General features: G+C 66.1%; 20 protein-coding genes and 1 tRNA gene. 9 read left to right on the forward strand and 12 right to left on the reverse strand.

Features of this window, described 5'->3' with window-relative positions:
- Positions 1-70 precede the first annotated feature (70 nt).
- Both F6B93_RS21570 and F6B93_RS21575 read left to right on the forward strand, forming a co-directional pair.
- Positions 71-3,988 carry a Pls/PosA family non-ribosomal peptide synthetase gene (locus F6B93_RS21570; protein ID WP_246540905.1) on the forward strand — a complete coding sequence of 1,306 codons (3,918 nt, stop codon included), beginning with the start codon at positions 71-73 and terminating at the stop codon, positions 3,986-3,988.
- Positions 3,985-5,334 (forward strand): M1 family metallopeptidase, encoded by a 1,350-nt coding sequence (locus tag F6B93_RS21575; protein WP_211696892.1) that lies wholly within the window; start codon positions 3,985-3,987, stop codon positions 5,332-5,334. The genes F6B93_RS21570 and F6B93_RS21575 overlap by 4 nt, the downstream gene beginning before the upstream one ends.
- Before the next feature lie 20 nt (positions 5,335-5,354).
- Here F6B93_RS21575 and F6B93_RS21580 read toward each other — a convergent pair whose 3' ends face one another.
- Entirely contained in the window at positions 5,355-5,741 is a 387-nt protein-coding gene (locus F6B93_RS21580; protein ID WP_211696893.1) for a DUF2237 family protein, read from the reverse strand.
- Between the two features lie 166 nt (positions 5,742-5,907).
- On the opposite strand from F6B93_RS21580, the gene F6B93_RS21585 reads away from it, so the two are divergent.
- Positions 5,908-6,294: a hypothetical protein gene (locus F6B93_RS21585; protein WP_211696894.1), complete on the forward strand. Its 387-nt coding sequence runs from the start codon at positions 5,908-5,910 to the stop codon at positions 6,292-6,294.
- 79 nt (positions 6,295-6,373) lie between these two features.
- Here the strand turns inward: F6B93_RS21585 and F6B93_RS21590 are convergent, their stop codons facing one another.
- Positions 6,374-7,510: a 6-phosphofructokinase gene (locus F6B93_RS21590; RefSeq protein ID WP_211696895.1), complete on the reverse strand. Its 1,137-nt coding sequence runs from the start codon at positions 7,508-7,510 to the stop codon at positions 6,374-6,376.
- A gap of 190 nt (positions 7,511-7,700) precedes the next feature.
- Between F6B93_RS21590 and F6B93_RS21595 the strand changes: the two genes are divergently transcribed.
- The 3 genes from F6B93_RS21595 to F6B93_RS21605 all read left to right on the forward strand — a co-directional run bounded on the left by F6B93_RS21595 (position 7,701) and on the right by F6B93_RS21605 (position 9,476).
- Positions 7,701-8,105 carry a YbjQ family protein gene (locus tag F6B93_RS21595; protein ID WP_211696896.1) on the forward strand — a complete coding sequence of 135 codons (405 nt, stop codon included), beginning with the start codon at positions 7,701-7,703 and terminating at the stop codon, positions 8,103-8,105.
- Between the two features lie 67 nt (positions 8,106-8,172).
- Positions 8,173-8,544, forward strand: a complete 372-nt coding sequence (locus F6B93_RS21600; RefSeq protein ID WP_211696897.1) for a hypothetical protein — start codon at positions 8,173-8,175, stop codon at positions 8,542-8,544.
- A gap of 260 nt (positions 8,545-8,804) precedes the next feature.
- The gene (locus F6B93_RS21605; protein ID WP_211696898.1) at positions 8,805-9,476 is read left to right on the forward strand and encodes a pyridoxamine 5'-phosphate oxidase family protein; all 672 of its coding nucleotides are present in this window, start codon (positions 8,805-8,807) and stop codon (positions 9,474-9,476) included.
- Positions 9,477-9,527: 51 nt separating this feature from the next.
- Here F6B93_RS21605 and F6B93_RS21610 read toward each other — a convergent pair.
- The 3 genes from F6B93_RS21610 to F6B93_RS21620 form a co-directional block, all read right to left on the reverse strand.
- A tRNA-Ser gene (locus F6B93_RS21610) sits at positions 9,528-9,618 on the reverse strand.
- A gap of 40 nt (positions 9,619-9,658) precedes the next feature.
- Positions 9,659-10,117, reverse strand: a complete 459-nt coding sequence (locus F6B93_RS21615) for a nucleoside deaminase (RefSeq protein WP_211696899.1) — start codon at positions 10,115-10,117, stop codon at positions 9,659-9,661.
- Between the two features lie 53 nt (positions 10,118-10,170).
- A complete protein-coding gene (locus tag F6B93_RS21620; protein WP_211696900.1) occupies positions 10,171-10,692 on the reverse strand; it encodes a tRNA adenosine deaminase-associated protein in 522 nt (173 codons plus the stop codon).
- Between the two features lie 148 nt (positions 10,693-10,840).
- Here F6B93_RS21620 and F6B93_RS21625 point away from each other — a divergent pair, with 148 nt between their 5' ends.
- On the forward strand, positions 10,841-11,800 hold the full coding sequence (locus F6B93_RS21625) for a prephenate dehydrogenase (RefSeq protein WP_211696901.1): 960 nt from the start codon (positions 10,841-10,843) through the stop codon (positions 11,798-11,800).
- On the opposite strand, the gene F6B93_RS21630 is transcribed toward F6B93_RS21625, so the two are convergent.
- Genes F6B93_RS21630 through F6B93_RS21650 form a run of 5 tightly spaced genes read right to left on the reverse strand, consistent with a single transcriptional unit; the run spans position 11,763 to position 15,862 of the window.
- Positions 11,763-12,317, reverse strand: a complete 555-nt coding sequence (locus F6B93_RS21630; protein ID WP_246541174.1) for a putative glycolipid-binding domain-containing protein — start codon at positions 12,315-12,317, stop codon at positions 11,763-11,765. The two genes, F6B93_RS21625 and F6B93_RS21630, sit on opposite strands and share 38 nt — an antisense overlap.
- A 46-nt stretch (positions 12,318-12,363) precedes the next feature.
- Complete coding sequence (locus F6B93_RS21635) at positions 12,364-13,110, reverse strand: ABC transporter permease (RefSeq protein ID WP_211696903.1); 747 nt, start codon at positions 13,108-13,110, stop codon at positions 12,364-12,366.
- On the reverse strand, positions 13,107-13,796 hold the full coding sequence (locus F6B93_RS21640) for an ABC transporter permease (RefSeq protein WP_211696904.1): 690 nt from the start codon (positions 13,794-13,796) through the stop codon (positions 13,107-13,109). Before F6B93_RS21640 ends, F6B93_RS21635 begins: the two co-directional genes overlap by 4 nt.
- Positions 13,784-14,905 (reverse strand): ABC transporter ATP-binding protein, encoded by a 1,122-nt coding sequence (locus F6B93_RS21645; protein ID WP_211696905.1) that lies wholly within the window; start codon positions 14,903-14,905, stop codon positions 13,784-13,786. The genes F6B93_RS21640 and F6B93_RS21645 overlap by 13 nt, the downstream gene beginning before the upstream one ends.
- Before the next feature lie 9 nt (positions 14,906-14,914).
- Positions 14,915-15,862: an ABC transporter substrate-binding protein gene (locus F6B93_RS21650; RefSeq protein WP_211696906.1), complete on the reverse strand. Its 948-nt coding sequence runs from the start codon at positions 15,860-15,862 to the stop codon at positions 14,915-14,917.
- 106 nt (positions 15,863-15,968) lie between these two features.
- Here F6B93_RS21650 and F6B93_RS21655 point away from each other — a divergent pair, with 106 nt between their 5' ends.
- Positions 15,969-16,328: a LapA family protein gene (locus tag F6B93_RS21655; RefSeq protein ID WP_211696907.1), complete on the forward strand. Its 360-nt coding sequence runs from the start codon at positions 15,969-15,971 to the stop codon at positions 16,326-16,328.
- Between the two features lie 81 nt (positions 16,329-16,409).
- Here F6B93_RS21655 and F6B93_RS21660 read toward each other — a convergent pair whose 3' ends face one another.
- Together F6B93_RS21660 and F6B93_RS21665 are read right to left on the reverse strand one after the other, a co-directional pair.
- Complete coding sequence (locus F6B93_RS21660; RefSeq protein ID WP_211696908.1) at positions 16,410-17,465, reverse strand: phosphotransferase family protein; 1,056 nt, start codon at positions 17,463-17,465, stop codon at positions 16,410-16,412.
- A gap of 72 nt (positions 17,466-17,537) precedes the next feature.
- Positions 17,538-18,182, reverse strand: a complete 645-nt coding sequence (locus F6B93_RS21665) for a histidine phosphatase family protein (protein ID WP_211696909.1) — start codon at positions 18,180-18,182, stop codon at positions 17,538-17,540.
- A gap of 114 nt (positions 18,183-18,296) precedes the next feature.
- Between F6B93_RS21665 and F6B93_RS21670 the strand changes: the two genes are divergently transcribed.
- Complete coding sequence (locus F6B93_RS21670; RefSeq protein ID WP_211696910.1) at positions 18,297-19,376, forward strand: phosphotransferase family protein; 1,080 nt, start codon at positions 18,297-18,299, stop codon at positions 19,374-19,376.
- The last annotated feature ends 1 nt before the right edge of the window (position 19,377 follow it).

Consider the following 19,377-nt stretch of genomic DNA (forward strand, 5'->3'; position numbering starts at 1 on the left):
CGGGTCGAGTTTGTCACCACACAGCCGTGGCGACAATCCCCAAGCCCCTGGCGTGAGTAGGGTTCCTAGAGTGGCGATCCCCGCGCACTATCTGTTGTCGGCCGACGCGCCCGATCCGCGCACCCTGATCGACATCATCCATCACACCGCCGCGCGCTACCCGGATGCCGCGGCACTCGACGACGGCGCTGTGCAACTCACCTACAGCGAACTCGTCGGCGATATCGAAGCCAGCGTGACCTGGTTGGCGGCCCGGGGAATCGGCCGGGGGGACCGGATCGGCATCCGCATGCCCTCGGGCAGTTACTCACTGTATGTGGCGATCCTGTCCGCGCTCGCCGCCGGCGCGGCATACGTGCCCGTCGACGCCGACGATCCCGACGAGCGTGCGGAATTGGTGTTCAGCGAGGCCAACGTCGCCGCCGTCATCACCGAGTCCGGCCTGCAACGAGGCCCGGGCTCGTCGCGTGGCTGGCAGGCCGGTGCCCCGTTGCCGCGGGACGACGCGTGGATCATCTTCACCTCCGGATCGACTGGCAAGCCCAAAGGGGTAGCGGTAACACACCGCAACGCGGCCGCGTTCGTTGACGCCGAGGCGCGGATGTTCTTGAGAGACAACCCGATCGGCCCCACCGACCGGGTGCTGGCCGGGTTATCGGTGGCGTTCGACGCGTCGTGTGAGGAAATGTGGCTGGCGTGGCGACACGGCGCCTGCCTGGTTCCGGCGCCGAGATCGCTGGTACGCAGCGGGATGGACCTGGGTCCGTGGCTCGTCACACGGGACATCACAGTGGTCTCGACGGTGCCGGCGCTGGCCGCACTGTGGCCCGCCGAGGCCCTTGAAGCCGTGCGGCTATTGATCTTTGGCGGCGAGGCTTGCCCCGCGGAGCTGGCCGAGCGACTTGCGGTCGACGGTCGGGAGGTGTGGAACACCTACGGCCCGACAGAAGCCACCGTGGTCGCGTGCGCAGCCTTGCTCGACGGCGTCGGACCCATCAGCATCGGGCTGCCGCTGCCGGGCTGGGACCTGGCCGTTGTCGACGCGGACGGCCAGCAAGTCGGCTACGGCGACGTGGGTGAACTGGTGATTGGCGGCGTAGGACTGGCCCGCTACCTGGACCAGGACAAGGACGCCGAGAAGTACGCCCCGATGCCGGCCCTGGGCTGGGGTCGCGCCTACCGCAGTGGCGACCTGGTGCGACTGGAACACAACGGGTTGTATTTCTGCGGTCGCAGCGATGATCAGGTCAAGGTCGGCGGCCGCCGCATCGAGCTGGGCGAGGTCGATTCCGCGCTGGTGCACCTGCCCGGTGTCAGTGGTGCGGCGTGCGCGGTTCGCCATACCGCCACCGGTACCCCGCTGCTGGTCGGGTATGTGGTCAGCGCCGATCCATCGTTCGACATCAACGAGGCACGCAAGCGGCTCGGCGAACAGCTGCCGGCCGCGCTCGTGCCGCGCCTGGTCCACGTCGACGAGCTGCCCACCCGCACATCGGGCAAGGTCGACCGCGACGCGCTGCCATGGCCACCGCCGGGCGGCGCCGACACCGAAGACGCCGCCAGCCTGGGCGGCACCGCGGGCCGACTGGCCGAGTTGTGGCGTGATTTGCTCGGGGCCACCCTGGAAGGTCCGGACAGTCCGGAGGCTGACTTCTTTGCGCTCGGCGGCGGTTCGCTGGCGGCCGCCCAGCTCGTCGCCACGCTACGCCGCCAATATCCTCAGGTCACCGTCGCCGACCTCTACGATCACCCCAGGCTCGGCTCCTTTGCCGGGTTTCTCGACGAACTCGAACCCCCGCCGCAGGTCACCGAGCGTGCGGTGCGGCCAACGTCTTTGCTGACCCAGGTAGCACAGACCGCCCTCGCGGTGCCCCTGGCGACGCTCGCCGCGCTGCAGTGGGTCACGTGGCTGGCGCTGGGAAACAATGTGGCCCGCGCCCTGCACCTGGTGCCGTGGACCGTCGCCGTGAACTGGTGGATCGTTGCCGCGGCATTCGTCTTGTTCATCACGCCGCTGGGGCGGATGGGTATCGCGGTGTTGTTCGCGCGCATCTTGCTGGTGAACGTGAAGCCGGGCACCTACCGCCGTGGTGGGTTGGTGCACCTGCGGGTGTGGTTCGTCGAACGACTGGCCGAGGCGAGCGGCGCCGAGAATCTGGCCGGGGCGCCGTGGCTGGTGTACTACGCCCGCGCACTCGGCGCCGACGTCGGCAAGGGCGTGGATCTGCATTCCATTCCGCCGGTTACCGGGTTGCTGACGCTGGGAAACCGCAGTGCCGTCGAACCCGAAGTCGACCTGCGCGGGCACTGGATCGACGGGGACGCGTTCCACGTCGGCGAAATCAAGATCGGCGACGACGCGACGATCGCGGCACGAACGACGCTGCTGCCCGGCGCGGTCGTCGGCAAGAACGCCGACGTGGCACCCGGGTCGGGCGTGCTCGGCAAGATCAAGAACGGGCAGTACTGGAAGGGTTCGCCCGCGGTGAAGTCGGGCAAAGCAAACCACCCCTGGCCCGACGAGCGGCCGCCCCGCGCCAGCCATTGGGTCCCGGTATACGGGCTGACGTCGCTGCTGCTGGGCGCGTTACCGCTGATCGCGGCCGCGGCAGGCCTCGCAGTGATCGCAGGAGCCGTCCGGCACACCCAACGACTGTCGCAGGCCGTGCTGCCCGCGCTGCTGTGGACGCCGATCGCGACACTGGTCGCGGTCATCGTGTACGCAATGCTGACGGTGCTCGCCGTGCGGACACTGTCCCTTGGACTTCGGGAGGGCTACCACCCGGTGCGCAGCCGCTCCGGCTGGCAGCTGTGGGCGACCGAACGACTCATGGATGCCGCGCGCAACTACTTGTTTCCGCTCTATGCCGGCATGCTGACGCCGATGTGGTTGCGGATGCTCGGCGCTACGGTGGGGCGCGGCACCGAGATATCCACGGTATTGCTGACTCCGAAGTTCGCCGTGATCGAGGACGGCGCGTTCCTGGCCGACGACACGATGGTCGCGTCCTACGAGCTCGGGGGCGGCTGGATCTACGCGGCGGCAACGACAGTCGGTAACCGCGCGTTCCTCGGGAACTCCGGTATCACCCAGCCCGGGCGGCGCGTCCCGGACAATGGGCTGGTTGCGGTGCTGTCGGCGACACCCCCCAAAGCCAAGCGCGGGTCCTCCTGGCTGGGCAGCCCGCCGATGCGGCTGCGCCGCCGCCCCGCAGAAGCCGACGCACAGACAACCTATGACCCGCCGCGGCGATTGCAAGCGATGCGCGCAATGGTGGAGACCCTGCGACTGCTCCCGGTGATCGTCACTGTCGCAATCGGACTGGCGGTGCTGGGGGTGCTGCAGGCATTGGCACGAATGTTCGGCATGTGGTGGGCGGCCCTCTGCGGCGGCCTCGTGCTGCTGGCGGCCGGTGCGATCGCCGGAGCGGTCACGGTCGCCGCAAAATGGCTGCTGGTAGGCAGGATTAGGGCCGGCGAGTTTCCTTTGTGGTCATCGTTTGTGTGGCGCAACGAGGTCGCCGACACGTTCGTCGAAACGGTCGCGGCACCGTGGTTCGCGCGCGCGGCCAGCGGGACCGCCGTCATGAACCTCTGGCTACGGGCGCTCGGCGCTCAGGTCGGCCGGGGTAGCTGGTGCGAAACCTATTGGCTGCCCGAGGCGGATCTCGTCACCCTCGGCAAGGGAAGCACTGTCAACCGTGGCTGTGTGGTGCAGACCCACCTCTTCCACGACCGCATCATGCGGATGGACGCCGTTGTGCTCGAACCCGGCGCGACCCTGGGGCCGCATTGCGTTGCGCTGCCCGCGGCCCGGGTCGGCGCGGGAGCCACGGTCGGTCCCGCGTCACTGGTCGTGCGTGGTGACGAGGTACCGCGGTCAAGTCGCTGGCAGGGCAATCCGATCAGGCCGTGGAATCTTGCCCGCAAGAAGGGGAGAAGCAAGAAGACCGCAGACACCGGCGTCATGCAGGGCAGCGCGGCGTGAAAGCCTCACCGAACCCGCCTGCGCGCCGAGCAGTCAAGGCGGCGAAGGCTCCAGCGGCGGTTATCGACGAGTACCTGCCCCAAAACGGCAACTCGGGCTACCGGGTGTCGCGCTATGAGTTGGATCTGAACTACAAGGTCGCCATCAACCGGCTCTCGGGATCGGCGACGATCACCGCGGTGGCGCTCACCGAATTGCAGCAGTTCACCCTCGACCTGTCGGCCGCGCTGACGGTGTCCAAGGTGTCGGTGAACGGCCAGCGCCCCACCCAATTCTCCTGTCGTGGAGGCAAACTGCGCATTCGGCTGCCCGCGAGGCTTGCGCCCGGCGCGGCGCTGGTGGTCGTCGTGCGCTACGGCGGATCGCCAAAACCGCTGAAGTCACTGTGGGGTGACGTCGGTTTCGAGGAATTGACCGACGGCGCGTTGGTCGCCGGACAACCCAACGGCGCCGCGTCGTGGTTCCCGTGCGACGACCACCCCAGTGCCAAGGCGGCCTATCGCATCCAGATCAGCACCGAAAGCGCATATCGGGTAATTGCCAACGGAAAGTTAGTGGCGAAGCGGTCGCGCGCCTCGCAGACCGTGTGGACCTATGAACAATCCGAGCCCACGTCGACATACCTCGTCACGGTGCAGATCGGGGTGTACACCATGGCCCGGCTGTCGAAGACGCCGGTGCCAATTCAGGCCGCGCTGCCTGCGCGGCTGCGACGCTCGTTCGACTGCGACTTCGCCCGCCAGCCCGAGATGATGGCGCTGTTCGTGGACCTGTTCGGGCCATACCCGCTCGCGAACGGTTACACGGTCGTGGTAGCCGACGACCCGCTGGAGATACCGCTTGAAGCCCAAGGGATCTCGATCTTCGGCGCTAATCACTGTGACGGGTCGCAAGCTAGCGAGCGGCTCATCGCGCACGAACTGGCGCATCAATGGTTCGGCAATTCAGTAACCGCGCGGCGCTGGCGTGACATCTGGTTGCACGAGGGATTCGCCTGCTATGCCGAATGGTTGTGGTCCGAAAACAGTGGCGGTCCCACCGCTGACAACCTCGCCCGCCAGCACCACGGCCTGCTGCGCGCGCAGCCCCAAGACCTGCTGTTGGCCGATCCGGGACCGCAACACATGTTCGACGATCGTGTCTATAAACGGGGCGCGCTGACCCTGCACGCGCTGCGCGATCGGTTGGGTGACGAGAAATTCTTCGCGCTGCTCAAAGATTGGACCAGCCGGTACCGTCACGGCACCGTCATTACCGATGACTTCATCGGGCTGGCTGCCCAGTACTCCTATGAATCGCTGACCCCGCTGTGGGATGCGTGGCTGTACTCGAAGCAAGCTCCCTAGGCATCCGTAAGCCAGCAGATCTACAAGTCGCCCAGGTCGTCGGGTACGTCGACGGCGTGTTCCTGCAGAGCCTCGAGGGGCACCACCTCCAGGGTCCGCTCGTGAGTGGACGCCAGCACCACCGGTGCGGCGCAGCCGTCACGGTGTGCCCGAAGCCAGTTCACCGCGGTGACGCACCAACGGTCTCCGGGCACGAGGCCGGGAAAGCGGTACTCGGGCACCGGTGTGAGCAGGTTGTTACCGATAGATCGTTGGTGCTCGAGGAACTCGCTGGTCATCACCGCGCAGATGGTGTGCAGGCCGCGGTCCTCCGGACCGGTGGAGCAGCAGCCGTCACGGTAGAACCCGGTGAGGGGGTCGGTGCCGCATGGTTCCAGGGGGCCACCTAGCGCGTTGCGATCAAGCATTCGCCCAGTATCCCGCTTCCCGACTTTCGGACCTGATCCAGTGGCTCGACCTGCGACTACTCTCGCACCCAGCCGGCGCCCGTCGAACAGCCCGGAACCGTGCAGGTGCGGCTAATCTGGCCCCCTCCAGCATGCGAGCTGCCGGCGTCGCGGTAGGTTCAGCGGCGTGATACTTACGGGCGCCTTCCTGGCTGACGCCGCTGCCGCGGTAGAAAACAAACTCAACGTATCGGGCGGCGTGTTGTCGCGGTTTGCGGTCGGACCGGACCGGTTGGCCCGATTTGTCCTGGTGGTGCTGACGCAGTCCGAGCCTGGCAGCACGGACCGGAAGGTTGAGGTCGAAATGCGACCTCCGACCGAGGATGACGACCCCATACGCCTGGAGTTCGAGGTGCCGGAGGTCTCGGTCGCCGAGTTTCCGGGCTTCGCCTTCTTCGAGATTCAGGTGCGACTGCCTGCCGACGGACGGTGGGTGCTGGTGGTGTCCGGTGGCACCGGGGCGATCTCGCTGCCGGTGGTCGTCAGTCCGATGCCCACCCCAGCAGGGTTCTAGCGACTGCGTTTCCGCCGAACACGCGGCGCAGTCCGGCACGGCCGGCAAAGCGCCACCGCTGCGGCACGCCGCGGGGCGTTCATCGTCCAATCGTGCTGTGGCTGGGCATTTCATCGCCGAAGTTGATCCCCATGTCCCGCGCGGTGAGCAGCGAGTCGCAGTCCAGCGGGACCGTCTTCTGTCGGTGGGTGGCCTCGACCAGCGGCACATAGTCCACCGTTGGCGGGTTGAGAGCCACCATGACGCCGTTGTGTCCCTCGTCGAGGGCTCGCACGGCAGCGGCGCCGAATCTCAGGCCGAGCAACCTGTCGAACGAGGTAGGCGAACCGCCGCGCAAGAGGTGACCGAGCACGACCGTGCGCGCCTCTCGACCGGTCATCCGTTCGAGCTCGGCGGCAACCTTGGCGCCAATGCCACCAAGGCGCTCGGCCTGGCCCGGCGATTTACCCACGATCGATACTTCTCCTCCGACGGGGATGGCGCCTTCAGCGACGCAAACGATCGAGAACTTCGCTCCGCGCTGCTCACGCTCCACGATCAGCGCCGCCACCGGATCGAGGCTGAACGGGATCTCGGGAATCAGGATCGCGTGCACCCCCGATGCCATACCGGCGTTGAGGGCGATCCAGCCCGCGTAGCGGCCCATCACCTCGACCACGATGATGCGGCCATGCGACGTCGCGGTGGCGAACAGCCGATCGATGCACTCCGAGGCGAAGTCGACAGCACTGTCGAAGCCAAAGGTCGACGTCGTTTTCTCCAGGTCGTTGTCGATCGTCTTGGGTACACCCACCAGCCGCAACCCGGCCTCGTACAGGTGTTGACCGATCGCCATCGATCCGTCGCCGCCGATCATGATCAACGCGTCGATCCGCTGCTCTTCGATCCGGCCCAACAGCTCGTCGGTGCGGTCCACCTCGACCCAGCTGCCATCGCTTTGCCGCACGGGGTATGCCGTCGGGTTGCCACGATTAGTGGTGCCGATGATCGTGCCGCCGTGGTGGATGATGCCGCGGACCCGGTCGCGCGTCAGCTCGATGAGCCCACCATCGGGATAATCGTCGGGCAACAGCAGTCCGTTGAGCCCGTCGCGGATTCCGAGGACTTCCCAGCCACGGTTTCGCGCAGCCAGCGTGGCCGCGTGGATGACCGCATTGAGTCCCGGTGCGTCACCACCACCGGTGCTCAACGCAATTCGTTTAATGGGCGCCGTCACGTAGCGAACCATACGCCGGCCACCCGAGGGCTCTCGAAGTTGGCTTGCCACGCCACAACTGGACGAACGTCGGGCCAGCGCGCCCCGCGAGCGCGGCAGCCGCGCAAACCGGGCGATACCCGGCGCCCGGTGGGACGGTACCCTGCGTGCGGGAACGACCCGTCCCCCGTGTGCATAGAAAGGCTGTCCGGTGCTCGTCGTCACTACCAATGACATTCCCGGTTGGGAGATCCAACGCGTGTGCGGCGAAGTCTTCGGACTCACCGTCCGATCCCGAAATGCCTTCGCCCAGGTCGGCGCCGGGCTCAAATCCATGTTCGGCGGCGAGCTGCAGGGCATGACCAAGAATCTCGCCGAGAGCCGCAACGAGGCGATGTCGCGGCTGATGGCTGAGGCACTCGCCAAGGGCGGCAATGCGATCATCGGGATGCGCTTCGACACGACCGAGCTCGGCGATGTGTGGACCGAAATCTGCGCCTACGGGACCGCGGTGCAAGCCGTCCCCGTCACTGACGCGGCGCGCTACACCGCTTCCCAATTGGGCTACGGCGGTGCTTCGCAGCCGCAGCACCAGCAGCCCCAGGGCGCGGTCTGAGGCCCGGTGGAACCATCCACTCCCCCGCTGCTGTCCTCGCGACAGGTCGATCGGTAGGTTCGGCCCCGTGATAGTGGGCGCTTTCCTGGCTGAAGCCGCGTCGGCGGTGGATAACAAGCTCAATGTGTCGGGCGGCGTGCTGTACCGGTTTGCGGTGGGCAGCGACCGATCGGCCGAATTTCTGCTGGTGACGTTGACGCAGGCGGAAACAGACGATCCAGACCCCCGCGTGCAGGTCGAGATCAGACCGCCGACGGACGACGAACCGCTGCTCCTGGAGTACGAGCTGCCTGAAGCCACCACCACCGCCGAAGTCGGGTTCGCCATCTTCGCTATCGAGGTAAAACTGCCTGTCGACGGCCGATGGGTGATCGTCGTGAGCGGTGGCGCTGGAGCGATTTCGCTTCCACTGATCGTGCGTGGCGATGCGCGTAGCTGAACACCATCGGCCACCGCTGGTTGTTTGAAGATACGCGCTCATATCCGCCTCGCTACGCGTTCTAGCTGATGTTCTAGGGTTCCTCAGCCCCGCATGCTGTGTTCAGCGGCGATCGATGAAGTACTTGACTCCGCGCCGTTGAATGCCAACTGAACGGGAGATCGGCGAGATGAATTGGACGATGCGTTGACCAACAGAGCCTGCGCTGTGCCACTGACCGGCACGGCCTACCGACAGCCCACCACAGGGGCACCAACCCGATGGAGGCGGTACGCAACAACGCACACGCAGCCTTCACCACATCGAAGCGCGTTGTGATGTTTCCCAAGAGGAAAGCTACCCACTACCTCCACCCCGCAATGCGCGAGTTCATCTCCCGTCGGCATATGGTCTTTATCGCGACCGCGGACGCGCGAGGTCACGCCGATTCTTCGGTGCGCTTCGGTCCGCTCGGCTTCGTACAGACACTGGACGAGAACACTATCCTGTACCCGGAATACCGCGGCGGTGAATCCTTGGCGAGCGCCGACAACATTCTCGAAAATCCCTATGTTGGAATGCTTTTCATCGACTCTTTCCAACATGGCCTGGAGCTGCACGTCAACGGCAGAGCCAAGGTCGTCGAGAATGCTGAGCTCCTTAACAGCCTTGCTGATGGCACCGCCCATGAAATTCTGGAGACACCGCTGTCCGCCCAGAATTATTCCGCCGAAATGCTGGAGCCATTGGTCCAGGCGACGCTCACCATCAATAAACCCCGCGTCGAGCGATGGATCGTCGTCAAGGTAACCGGCGCCTACATTCACCGCGCAAAACACGTACCGCTATTCCGGAAAGGAAAACGCAAAGACATTCCTCGGGGCACGGTCGAGCAAAACTTCACGGGCAGCGGCCGGTTAACGGCAAGTGCCCTGCCTACGACCCTGGGGTAGCGGCAGCAGACCGGGAATCCCGCGGTGACCTGCGCCGACTTAGGAGAGTTATGGCGGTGGCGGAGGGATTTGAACCCTCGGACGGGGTTTAGCCGTCACACGCTTTCGAGGCGTGCTCCTTAGGCCGCTCGGACACGCCACCGCCCAGCAGCTTACCCAACTGGGCGCTCGCCGCGCTTCGGTCACCCCAATCGCTGGCGGGCGAAGAACCTCTCGAGTGGCGCGGCGCACTCGTGCGCCAAGACACCGCCACGCACCTCAGGCCGATGGTTGAGCCGCCGGTCGCGGACTACGTCCCACAGCGAGCCGACCGCGCCGGTCTTGGGCTCCCACGCGCCGAATACCAGCCGTGCAATGCGGGCCAGCACCAGAGCACCGGCGCACATGGTGCACGGTTCGACGGTGACTGCCACCGTGGTCCCCTCCAGCCGCCACCCGTCTCCCAGCACGTCAGCGGCCGCCCGCAGGGCCAAGATCTCCGCGTGCGCGGTCGGATCTCCCAAGGCCTCCCGGGCATTGACGGCCCGGGCGAGTTCGGTTCCGTCGGAAGCGACGACGACCGCTCCGATGGGCACGTCGCGGGGGCCTGCCGTCGCGGCAACCGCCAACGCGGCGCGAATCAGGTCTTCGTCGGTGGTCACCGCCCCATTCTGACGGCGGCGACCCGCCGCGCCCGGCGTCGCCGCGCTTGCGGTCACCGACCCAAGCGGTCGATCACCGCGGAAAGTTGGTCCGCGAAGCCCATCTCGCGGGCGATGCGGCCAAGCTGTTCGTCGGCGTAGAGGTCGGTCTCATCGAGGATGACACCGAGCACCGCTTCAGGCAGCCCGACGTCGGAGAGCAACCCAAGATCGCCCTCCTCGAATGGGTCGGCGTCCTCGAGGTCTTCGGGATCGATCTCGGCGTCCAGGTTGTCCAGGACTTCAGCGGCGATGTCGTAGTCGAGTGCGGCGGTGGCGTCCGACAGCAGCAGCCGGGTGCCCGACGGCGCGGGTCGCACGATGACGAAGAATTCGTCGTCAATGTCGAGCAGCCCGAAGACCGCTCCGGCGCTGCGGAGCTCGCGTAGGTCGGTCTCGGCGGCCTGGAGACTGGTCAGCGCCTTGGAACGCATCGCCGAGCATCGCCACTGCCCCTCTTCGCGCACAACCGCGACGCCGAAGCCGTCCGGCGCGTCCACCGACGGGCCTTTCGCGGCAGCGCGTTGTGCTCCCATGGGCGCTTACGCTAGTCGCTGACGAGGCCCCGTGACCAGATGAGCCATGACCGGCGCGGCTTGGCGACCGCCCCTCACAGCACCACACGCGCGGCACTATGCCAACCTTGGACTGTGGCGATACGCGTGCGTGGACAGGGCTGAGACGATGGCGGGGCCACCGGTATGCGTGCTCGGTCTTGGCCTGATCGGTGGCTCGATAGTGCGGGCGACCGCCGCCGCGGGCCGCGAGGTGTTCGGCTACAACCGCTCGGTCCAGGGCGCCCAGGGAGCCCAGTCCGAAGGCTTTGACGCCTCCACAGATCTCGCCGAAACCCTGACCCGTGCCGCCCACACCGGCGCGTTGATCGTGCTGGCCGTTCCGATGCCGGCGTTGCCGAACATGCTCGCCCACATCGGCGACTTGGCCGCTGACTGCGCGCTGACCGACGTCACCAGCGTCAAGCGCGCGGTGCTTGACGAAGTCGAAGCGGCGGGTCTGCAGACCCGCTACGTCGGCGGCCACCCGATGACCGGCACCGCGCATTCGGGCTGGTCGGCCGGTCACGGCGGATTGTTCGCCCGAGCCCCGTGGGTGGTCAGCGTGGACAACCACGTCGATGCCGCTGTGTGGTCCATCGTGACGGCGCTGGCGCTGGACTGCGGCGCCGTGGTGGTACCGGCCAAATCCGACGAGCACGACGCCGCCGCGGCCGCGATCTCACACCTGCCCCACTTGCTCGCCGAGGCTTTGGCGGTCACAGCCGCCGAAGTGCCGCTCGCGTTCGCATTGGCCGCGGGGTCTTTCCGCGACGCCACCCGGGTCGCCGGCACGGCACCGGACCTGGTGCGGGCGATGTGCGAAGCCAACACCAGCCAACTGGTGCCGACCACGGACCGGGTGATCGAACTCCTCGGCCGCGCCCGCGAATCGTTGGCCGGCAACGCCTCGGTGGCCGATCTCGCTGACGCGGGCCACGCCGCCCGTACCCGCTACGAGAGTTTCCCGCGCTACGACATCGACTCCATCGTCGTCGGCGCGGAGAACTGGCGTGAGCAGCTGGCCGCCGCCGGCCGGGCGGGCGGGGTGATCAGATCCGCTCTGCCAACCCTGGATAGTCGACAATGAATCCGTCCGCGTCGACGGTCACCGTCGTCTCGGCGATCGGTGACCGCAGTTTGATCGCGTCCAGCCGCCCTTCGCCCGCATAGCTCACGGTGGCTGCATCGACGGTCATTTCTGGCACGTTGACATAGACCATCGGCAAGCTGATCGAGTCGGCCCGCTCGTGAATGCCGATGCGGCGGATCGCCAGCGCATTGAAGAACGGGCTGAACGCTAAGTCGACGTCCAGGGCTCCGTTGTATCCCGCACGTCGCTCGCCGCGGTGGTCGGTCACCAACCACATGTTTTCTTCGTCGCGGGAAATGGCCAGCTGCCGTTCCCGCTCGGCGAGCGTGACGGTCAGCCCGAACCGCTTGGTGGCACCGGACTCATCGGTCTGGAGGTCGTAGTGAGCGCCGAACGCCGGATTGGTTGCGGTCGCCGCCGCGACAATGCGGCCATGGGCCTTGATTCGCTTGCCGGACAACTGGATTCGTACCGACTCCATGCGGGAGATGTCCGGTGCGCGCCAGGTCAACATCGTAGGCCAGGGGCGCGGGGTCGCATCAACGGGAGTGCTCACTCTTCTACCGTAAGACGTGTTCATCGGTGGCGCCGGGATTGTCTGCAACTGCGTCCTTGTGCGAGTCCCCGCGCCCCGTCGCAGCCCGCCGCAGCCGGCCGGTGCCGGGGACCGACGCCCACACCACCAGCGCGAGCAGGCAGTCCAGAATCAGCGCCAATGCCGCCACCATCAACGCTCCTACGAGTGCGAGGTGGAACTGGCGTTCCTTGATCCCGTCGATCAGGTAGCGACCCAGCCCGCCGAGGCTGGCATACGCGGCCACCGTGGTAGTGGCGACGACCTGGAGCGTCGCGCTACGCAGGCCGCCGAGTAGCAAGGGCAGCGCGTTGGGTAGCTCGACACGCAGCAACACCTGCGACTCGGTCATGCCCATCGCCCGAGCCGCGTCGACCACCAGCGGGTCGACATTGGCGATGCCCGCATAGGTGCCGGCCAGCAGTGCCGGAATCCCCAGGAGCATCAGCGCCACGATCGGCGGCCCGAGACCCAGCCCGAACACCAGGACTCCCAGCAACAACACCCCCAGCGTCGGCAGCGCGCGCAACCCGTTGACCGCGCAGACCACCACCACGGTGCCGCGGCCGGTGTGCCCGATCAGCAGCCCCATCGGCACCGCGATCAGCGCCGACGCAACCAGCGCCAACCCGGTGTACCCCAGGTGTTCGGCGGTGCGGACGAGTAAGCCGACCGGGCCGGTCCAGTGGGCTGCGGTGAACAGATAGCTCAGCGCTTGGTGCAGGAAATTCATCGCGTGCCGCCGGCGATCGGGGCCGCGACCTGACGGCGCCGACGGGTCTTGCGTTGCTGGCGCTCCCAGGGCGTGGCCAGCCGCCCGGCCAGGTTGATCAGCATGTCGATAACGACCGCCAGCAGAAGCATCGCGATGATAGCGGCGATGATTTGATCGCTCTTGTTGGTCTGGTACCCGGTAGTGAACCAGGTACCCAGGCCCCCAATGCCGATCACCGAACCTACCGACACCATCGCGATATTGGTCACGACGACCACGCGCAACCCGGCGGTCAAGACCGGGATAGATAGTGGCAGTTCGACCTTCATCATCCGGGTGAGCGCCGAGTAGCCGACCGCGGTGGCCGCGTCGCGTACCTGCGCCGGCACCGCGTCGAGCGCCTCCAGCACCGCGCGCACCAGCAACGCCGTGGTGTAGGCGCTCAACGCCACGATGACGTTGGCCTCGTCGAGGATCCGGGTTCCGATGATCAGGGGCAATACCACGAACAGCGCCAGTGAGGGGATGGTGAACACCAGGCTGGCCGCCGTCGTCGTCAGCCAGCGGGGTATCCGCGCGCGCCGCACCAGCAGGCCCCAGGGCACCGCTATCGCCAACCCGATCAGTACCGGCACTAGGGACAGCCGTAGATGGACGACAGTCAGCGCCCAGGCGGCGTCGCGATGCGTGATCAGGTAGTGCACGGGTCAGCGCTGCCGTTGGACTTCTTGCCTTCTTCAGCTGCGGCGAGTACGTCAGCAGCCCGTACCCCGCCGACGACCTTGCCGTCGCCGTCGACGGCAACACCCACATCCGTGGGCGAGGACAGCGCCGCGTCCAACGCCTGGCTCAGGTTCCCGTTCGGGCCGAACACCGATCCGACGACGGTCATGCACTCCGACAGCGCTGCGCCGCCTCGGTGCCGCCGCAGGCCGTCGGCGTCGATCCAACCCACGGGCGCACCGTCGTCGGCGACGACCAGTGCCCAGGCGCCGGTGAAGTGCGCCGCCTCGATCGTGGTCCGGGCGATCCGTTCGATGTCGTGGATGGGCAGCCTTCGGCTGTCGAAGAACTGTAGCCAGCGATAGCCGCGGCCGAGACCGATGAAGTTCGACACGAACTCGTTCGCGGGACGCGACAGTAACCGGGTGGGCTCACCGTACTGCTGCAGCGACCCGCCCGGCGCGAACACCGCGATGAGGTCGGCGAGCTTGAACGCCTCGTCGATGTCGTGGGTGACGAACACGATGGTCTTGTGCAATTCGCTTTGCAGACGCAATATTTCGTTTTGCAAATCGTGGCGCACCACCGGGTCGACCGCAGAGAACGGCTCGTCCATCAGCAGGATCGGCGGGTCGGCCGCGAGCGCCCGGGCCACGCCGACGCGTTGCTGTTCGCCGCCGGACAGCTGAGCCGGGTAGCGGGTGGCGACCTTGGGGTCCAGGCCGACGCGCTCGAGCACTTCGTAGGCGGCTTTGCGGGCGGCACGTCGCGACTGCCCCTTCAGCACCGGCACGGTCGCAACATTGTCGATGGCGCGTTGATGGGGCATCAATCCCGCATTCTGGATGACGTAGCCAATTCCCAGACGCAGCCGCACCGGGTTGACGCCTGCGACGTCCGTGCCGTTGACGGTGACCGTGCCAGACGTTGGATCGATCATCCGGTTGATCATTCGCAGTGCCGTCGTCTTGCCACATCCGGACGGGCCGACGAACACGGTCAGCATGCCGTCGGGGACCCGCAAGCTCAATCGGTCGACGACGGTGGTGCCGTCGGCCCATACCTTGGCGGCCTTGTCGAAGCTGATCAAAATGGGTTCCTACCGCTGGATTGGGTGATTGAAACCGTTGTCCTGCAACCATTTCCGCGCCGCCTCGTCGGGATCGATTCCCGTGTTACCCGATACCGCGGCATTGAGTTCGGCCACATCTTCGGTGGTGAGCTTCGCCGATACCGCGTCGAGTACATCTTTGAGGCGATCCGACTTCTTTTGTGAATTCACCAGGGGCACGATGTTGCCGGCCAGGAAATTGTTCGCTGGATCCTCCAGCACCACCAGGTCGTACTGAAGGATCGCCGCAGACGTGCTGAAGATGTTTGCGGCCGTGACTGTTCCGTCCACCAGCGCCCGCACTGTCACCGCCCCGCCGCCGTCATTGATGGCCATGAAGTTGCCCGGTCGGATGTCGAGTCCATACTTCTGGCGCAGTCCGGGCAATCCCTCCGTCCTCATCTGGAACGCTGAGGGCGCGGCAAACTTCACATCCGCAGAGTGCGCTGCCAAGTCCGCGATCGTTGTCAGATTCCACGCGCTGGCGGTGGCGCGGGTGACGGCGACCGTGTCGGTATCGCTGGCCGGCGAGGGCATCAAGATGGACAAGTCACCGGGCAATCGCTGGTAGAGCTCTAATTCCACAGCGTCAAGGGTGGTCGCGATGGAATCGGGTTCAAAGTACAACAACAGATTGCCGATGTACTCCGGAACCAAATCGATGGAGTGGTCCTTCAGTGCTGGAATGTATGTTTCGCGGCTACCAATGCCTATCCTGCGACCGACATCAAAGTCGTTGGCCCGCAATACTTGTGCGTAGATCTCGCCGATTATCTCAGATTCCGGGAAGTCCGCCGATCCGACCACGATCGAACGCGTGCTTCCCGCAGCGCCCCCCAGCGGGTCGCACGTTGCACAGGCCGCAACAAGGTACACCGTGACGAGGACCAACGCGGCGCATAGTGTCCCGCGACGCGTGCGCCGCAGCATCCTCATGCAGCCGACACTATCGTCAGCCGCGGCGCCAACGTGGCGCGACGCCGATGCGAAGTTTCCGCGTGGCTTAGTTTCATTCTGTGAAAGATAGGGGAAGGATGGTTTTATGAGCAGCAATCCTTCTGCCTCGCCCGATCAACCACGGACCGGAAAGCCGACACCGCGCCCCGCAACTGGACCGGCACACGCGGAACCACCGGTCAAATTCACCCGCGCCGGCGCCCTGTGGGGAGCATTGATCGCTGGCTTCCTGATTCTGATCGTACTGCTGATCTTCATTGCCCAGAACACCACGTCAACACTGTTCACATTCCTGGGTTGGCACTGGCACCTGCCGCTCGGGGTGGCCATCTTGCTGGCGGCCGTGGGCGGCGGGCTGCTCACCGTCGCGGTTGGTACGGCCCGAATCCTCCAGTTGCGCCGGGAGGCCAAGAAGAACCGCGCGGCAGCTCTGCGCACGAGCTAAGCGCCCGTCGATCCGAGTCTCGCGACGATAGATCGAGACGGTCTCCGCAGCGCGTGCCGCGGCGCTGGCGACATCCCCGGCCTAAGGGACCGGCTTGGCGATCTCGGTGAGTCCGCGGGCGATCAACGGCGCCACTACTTCGGGCGCCCCCTCCGGTGTTTCGCCTTTGCCTTCAGCCTCCTCCGACATGCGTCTGCGGAAGTCGATACCGGCGGCGATAATGGCGAGCTTGAAGTACGCCAGCGCCAGGTAAAACTCCCAATGCCCCAGCGACAGCCCAGATACCAATGAGTAGCGGTCGGCCAGCTCGTCGGCCGTCGGCAGTAGCGGCGACGTCCAGGCCGCCTGCGCGTTGACGATCAGGTCGAGCGCGGGGTCGCGGTACACGCACATCAGGGCCGCGTCGCTGAGCGGGTCCCCCAGCGTCGAAAGCTCCCAGTCAACGACCGCGCACACCCGCGTCGGGTCGTCGGCGTCCAGGATGGTGTTGTCGATCCGGTAGTCACCATGCACGATCGAGGTACGGCTCTGCTGCGGAATGGCTTGCTGCAGAGCCGAATGCAATCGCCCGACGTCAGCGTCGCGGCGGTCCTCGGGCAGGCGTACCAGGTCCCACTGCGAGCCCCAGCGCCGCACCTGGCGTTCCAGGTAGCCATGGGGCTTGCCAAAATCACCGAGCCCCACGGCGTTCGGGTCGACGCTGTGCAAATCGACGAGGACCCGGATCAGCGCGTCAACGCAGCCGTCGATGACCGACGGGCCGCCAAGCGCTTCCAGTTCGGCGCGGCGGCGCACCACCCGGCCGGAAACGAACTCCACGACCTGAAACGGCGCGCCCAGCACCGAGTTGTCTTCACACAGGGCAATTGTGCGCGCTACGGGGACCGGCGTGTCCTGCAGCGCGGCAACAACTTTGTATTCGCGGGCCATGTCATGGGCCGACGGCGTCAATCCGTGCAGTGGCGGGCGGCGTACCAGCCAATCCGTCGCGTTGTCGCAAACCCGGTATGTCAGGTTGGAGCGGCCGCCGGAGATCAGTTCACCTCGCAGCTCGCCGTCGCGAGGGAGGCCTTGCGAGCGCAGATACCCGTCCAGGGCAATCAGGTCGAGCCCGTCGAGTCGATCAGCCGAAGTCACCGAACTTGTCTACCACCGCCGATTGCCCCGCTTGTCACCGCCACGCCCCCCGCGCAAGCTACCCACCCCACCTCAGGGCTCACGGCCCGCACGCAGCGGTGGGTCGCCGAGCGGTCGCTGGTTTCGCGGCAACAGGTCCCACACATGTTCAACGGAGTTGACCGTTGCGACCGTCGCCTGACCAGACCGAGAGAACAACAGGCGGGTTACCGAGGCATAGTCGACCGGAAAAGACAACAGTCGTGCCGTGCCCAGAATCTCGTGCAAGACCGCGTTGATCACGCCGCCGTGGCTAAAGGCCGCGACGGTGTCCTCGGGGCCGGCGGCTGCGACCACGTCGTCGACCGCGGCACGCACCCGGGCGCGAAATCTGTTTTCGTCGACGGCGCTGGGTAGATGCCCCTGGGCCATGCGCGCCCAGTCCTGCGGGAATTCGTCACGGATCTGCTCGACCGGGATGTACCGGGGAAGGTCGCGATCATATTCGGCGAACCGATCGTCGACGTCCACGGCCAGCTTGCGCGCCGCCGCGACCGGTTCGGCCGTCTGCAGGGCGCGACGCTGCGGGCTGCTGACCACCCGGGAAATGGGAAACCTGGCAAGCGCCTCGGGGAGTCGCGTGACCTGCGCCACACCGGCATCCGACAGGTCCGGATCGGACCCCTCACCGTGTTCGCTGCGCAGCGGTAACGCGTGCCGTATCAGAAGCAGTTGCATGTATTTCTTCCCATCAACTGGTGGTTGTTCGCACTCGGGTGCAGCGTCAAGCCTCGCATGTAGGCTCGATGAGAATGTTATTCTCCACACGGAGAGCGGGGTGTTCGGGCGGCAGTGGCTACCAACGTAACCCAACCGGACGCGGCCATCCTCGGTCGCTGGCTCGACAGCAACCACGCGCCGGGCATCGGCGAATTTCCGACATTGGAGCGGCTGAGCGGCGGCTCACAGAACACGCTGTACCTGATTCGCCGCGGCGGAGAACAAGACGCGGACGAAGACCGCGCGCACATGGTGCTGCGCATGCCCGGCCCACGCGCCGACTCCGCCCGGATGGACGGCTTGCTTCGGGAGATCCGGCTGGTGCGGGCGCTGTCCGGCACCGACGTGCCGCACGCGGAGCTGATCGCGGCCGACGAGACGGGATCGGTGCTCGGCATGCCGTGCTATGTGATGCGGGCAATAGACGGGTGGAGCCCGATGGATGGTGGTTGGCCTGCGCCTTTCGATATCGATCTCGACGCCCGGCGCGGGCTGGCATTCGAGCTCGTTGAGGGTGCCGCCAAGCTGGGCCGGGTGGATTGGCGCGGGCGGGGTCTGGTCGGGTTTGGTCGCCCGGATGGATTTCACGCGCGCCAGGTCGATCGCTGGCTGACTTTTCTCGAGGCCTATCGAGTGCGCGAACTCCCCGGCTTGAACGACGCCGCGGACTGGCTGCGTCGCAACCAACCCAAGCACTACATTCCGGGCATCATGCACGGCGACTACCAATTCGCCAACGTGATGTTCCAACACGGAAAGCCGGCTCGATTGGCCGCGATAGTGGACTGGGAGATGACGACGATCGGCGACCCGCTGTTGGACCTTGCCTGGGCGCTGTTGGGCTACGACGGCGAATATCCCCGCACCGCAGGGTTTTATCTGGACTTGCGGGGCATGCCACGGCGCAGCGAATTGCTCGACCACTATGAGAGTGTCAGTGGAGTTAGCACCGAACACATCGACTACTACCTCGTGCTGGCCAATTGGAAGTTGGGGATCGTGCTCGAGAAGACCTACGCGGCCGGGGTACGCAGCGGCCCCCAAGATAGGGGGATTGATCCCAAGATCACCGAAGCGTTCGGGCCGATGATTCTGCGGCTCATCGCTACCGCCGCCGAACTCGCCCGAACACTGCCGACCAAGGAACGCTGAG

It is taken from the genome of Mycobacterium spongiae, assembly GCF_018278905.1.
GTDB classification, from domain to species: Bacteria; Actinomycetota; Actinomycetes; order Mycobacteriales; family Mycobacteriaceae; genus Mycobacterium; species Mycobacterium spongiae.

Excerpts from the sequence above, each read along its gene's own strand:
- F6B93_RS21580 (WP_211696893.1), bottom strand. The coding sequence starts at position 5,741 with ATGCTTGATCGCAACGCGCTAGGTGGCCCCCTGGAACCATGCGGCACC.
- F6B93_RS21620 (WP_211696900.1), bottom strand. The coding sequence starts at position 10,692 with ATGGGAGCACAACGCGCTGCCGCGAAAGGCCCGTCGGTGGACGCGCCG.
- F6B93_RS21605 (WP_211696898.1), top strand. The coding sequence starts at position 8,805 with ATGGAGGCGGTACGCAACAACGCACACGCAGCCTTCACCACATCGAAG.
- F6B93_RS21655 (WP_211696907.1), top strand. The coding sequence starts at position 15,969 with ATGAGCAGCAATCCTTCTGCCTCGCCCGATCAACCACGGACCGGAAAG.
- F6B93_RS21630 (WP_246541174.1), bottom strand. The coding sequence starts at position 12,317 with ATGTTGACCTGGCGCGCACCGGACATCTCCCGCATGGAGTCGGTACGA.
- F6B93_RS21665 (WP_211696909.1), bottom strand. The coding sequence starts at position 18,182 with ATGCAACTGCTTCTGATACGGCACGCGTTACCGCTGCGCAGCGAACAC.
- F6B93_RS21625 (WP_211696901.1), top strand. The coding sequence starts at position 10,841 with ATGGCGGGGCCACCGGTATGCGTGCTCGGTCTTGGCCTGATCGGTGGC.
- F6B93_RS21635 (WP_211696903.1), bottom strand. The coding sequence starts at position 13,110 with ATGAATTTCCTGCACCAAGCGCTGAGCTATCTGTTCACCGCAGCCCAC.
- F6B93_RS21650 (WP_211696906.1), bottom strand. The coding sequence starts at position 15,862 with ATGAGGATGCTGCGGCGCACGCGTCGCGGGACACTATGCGCCGCGTTG.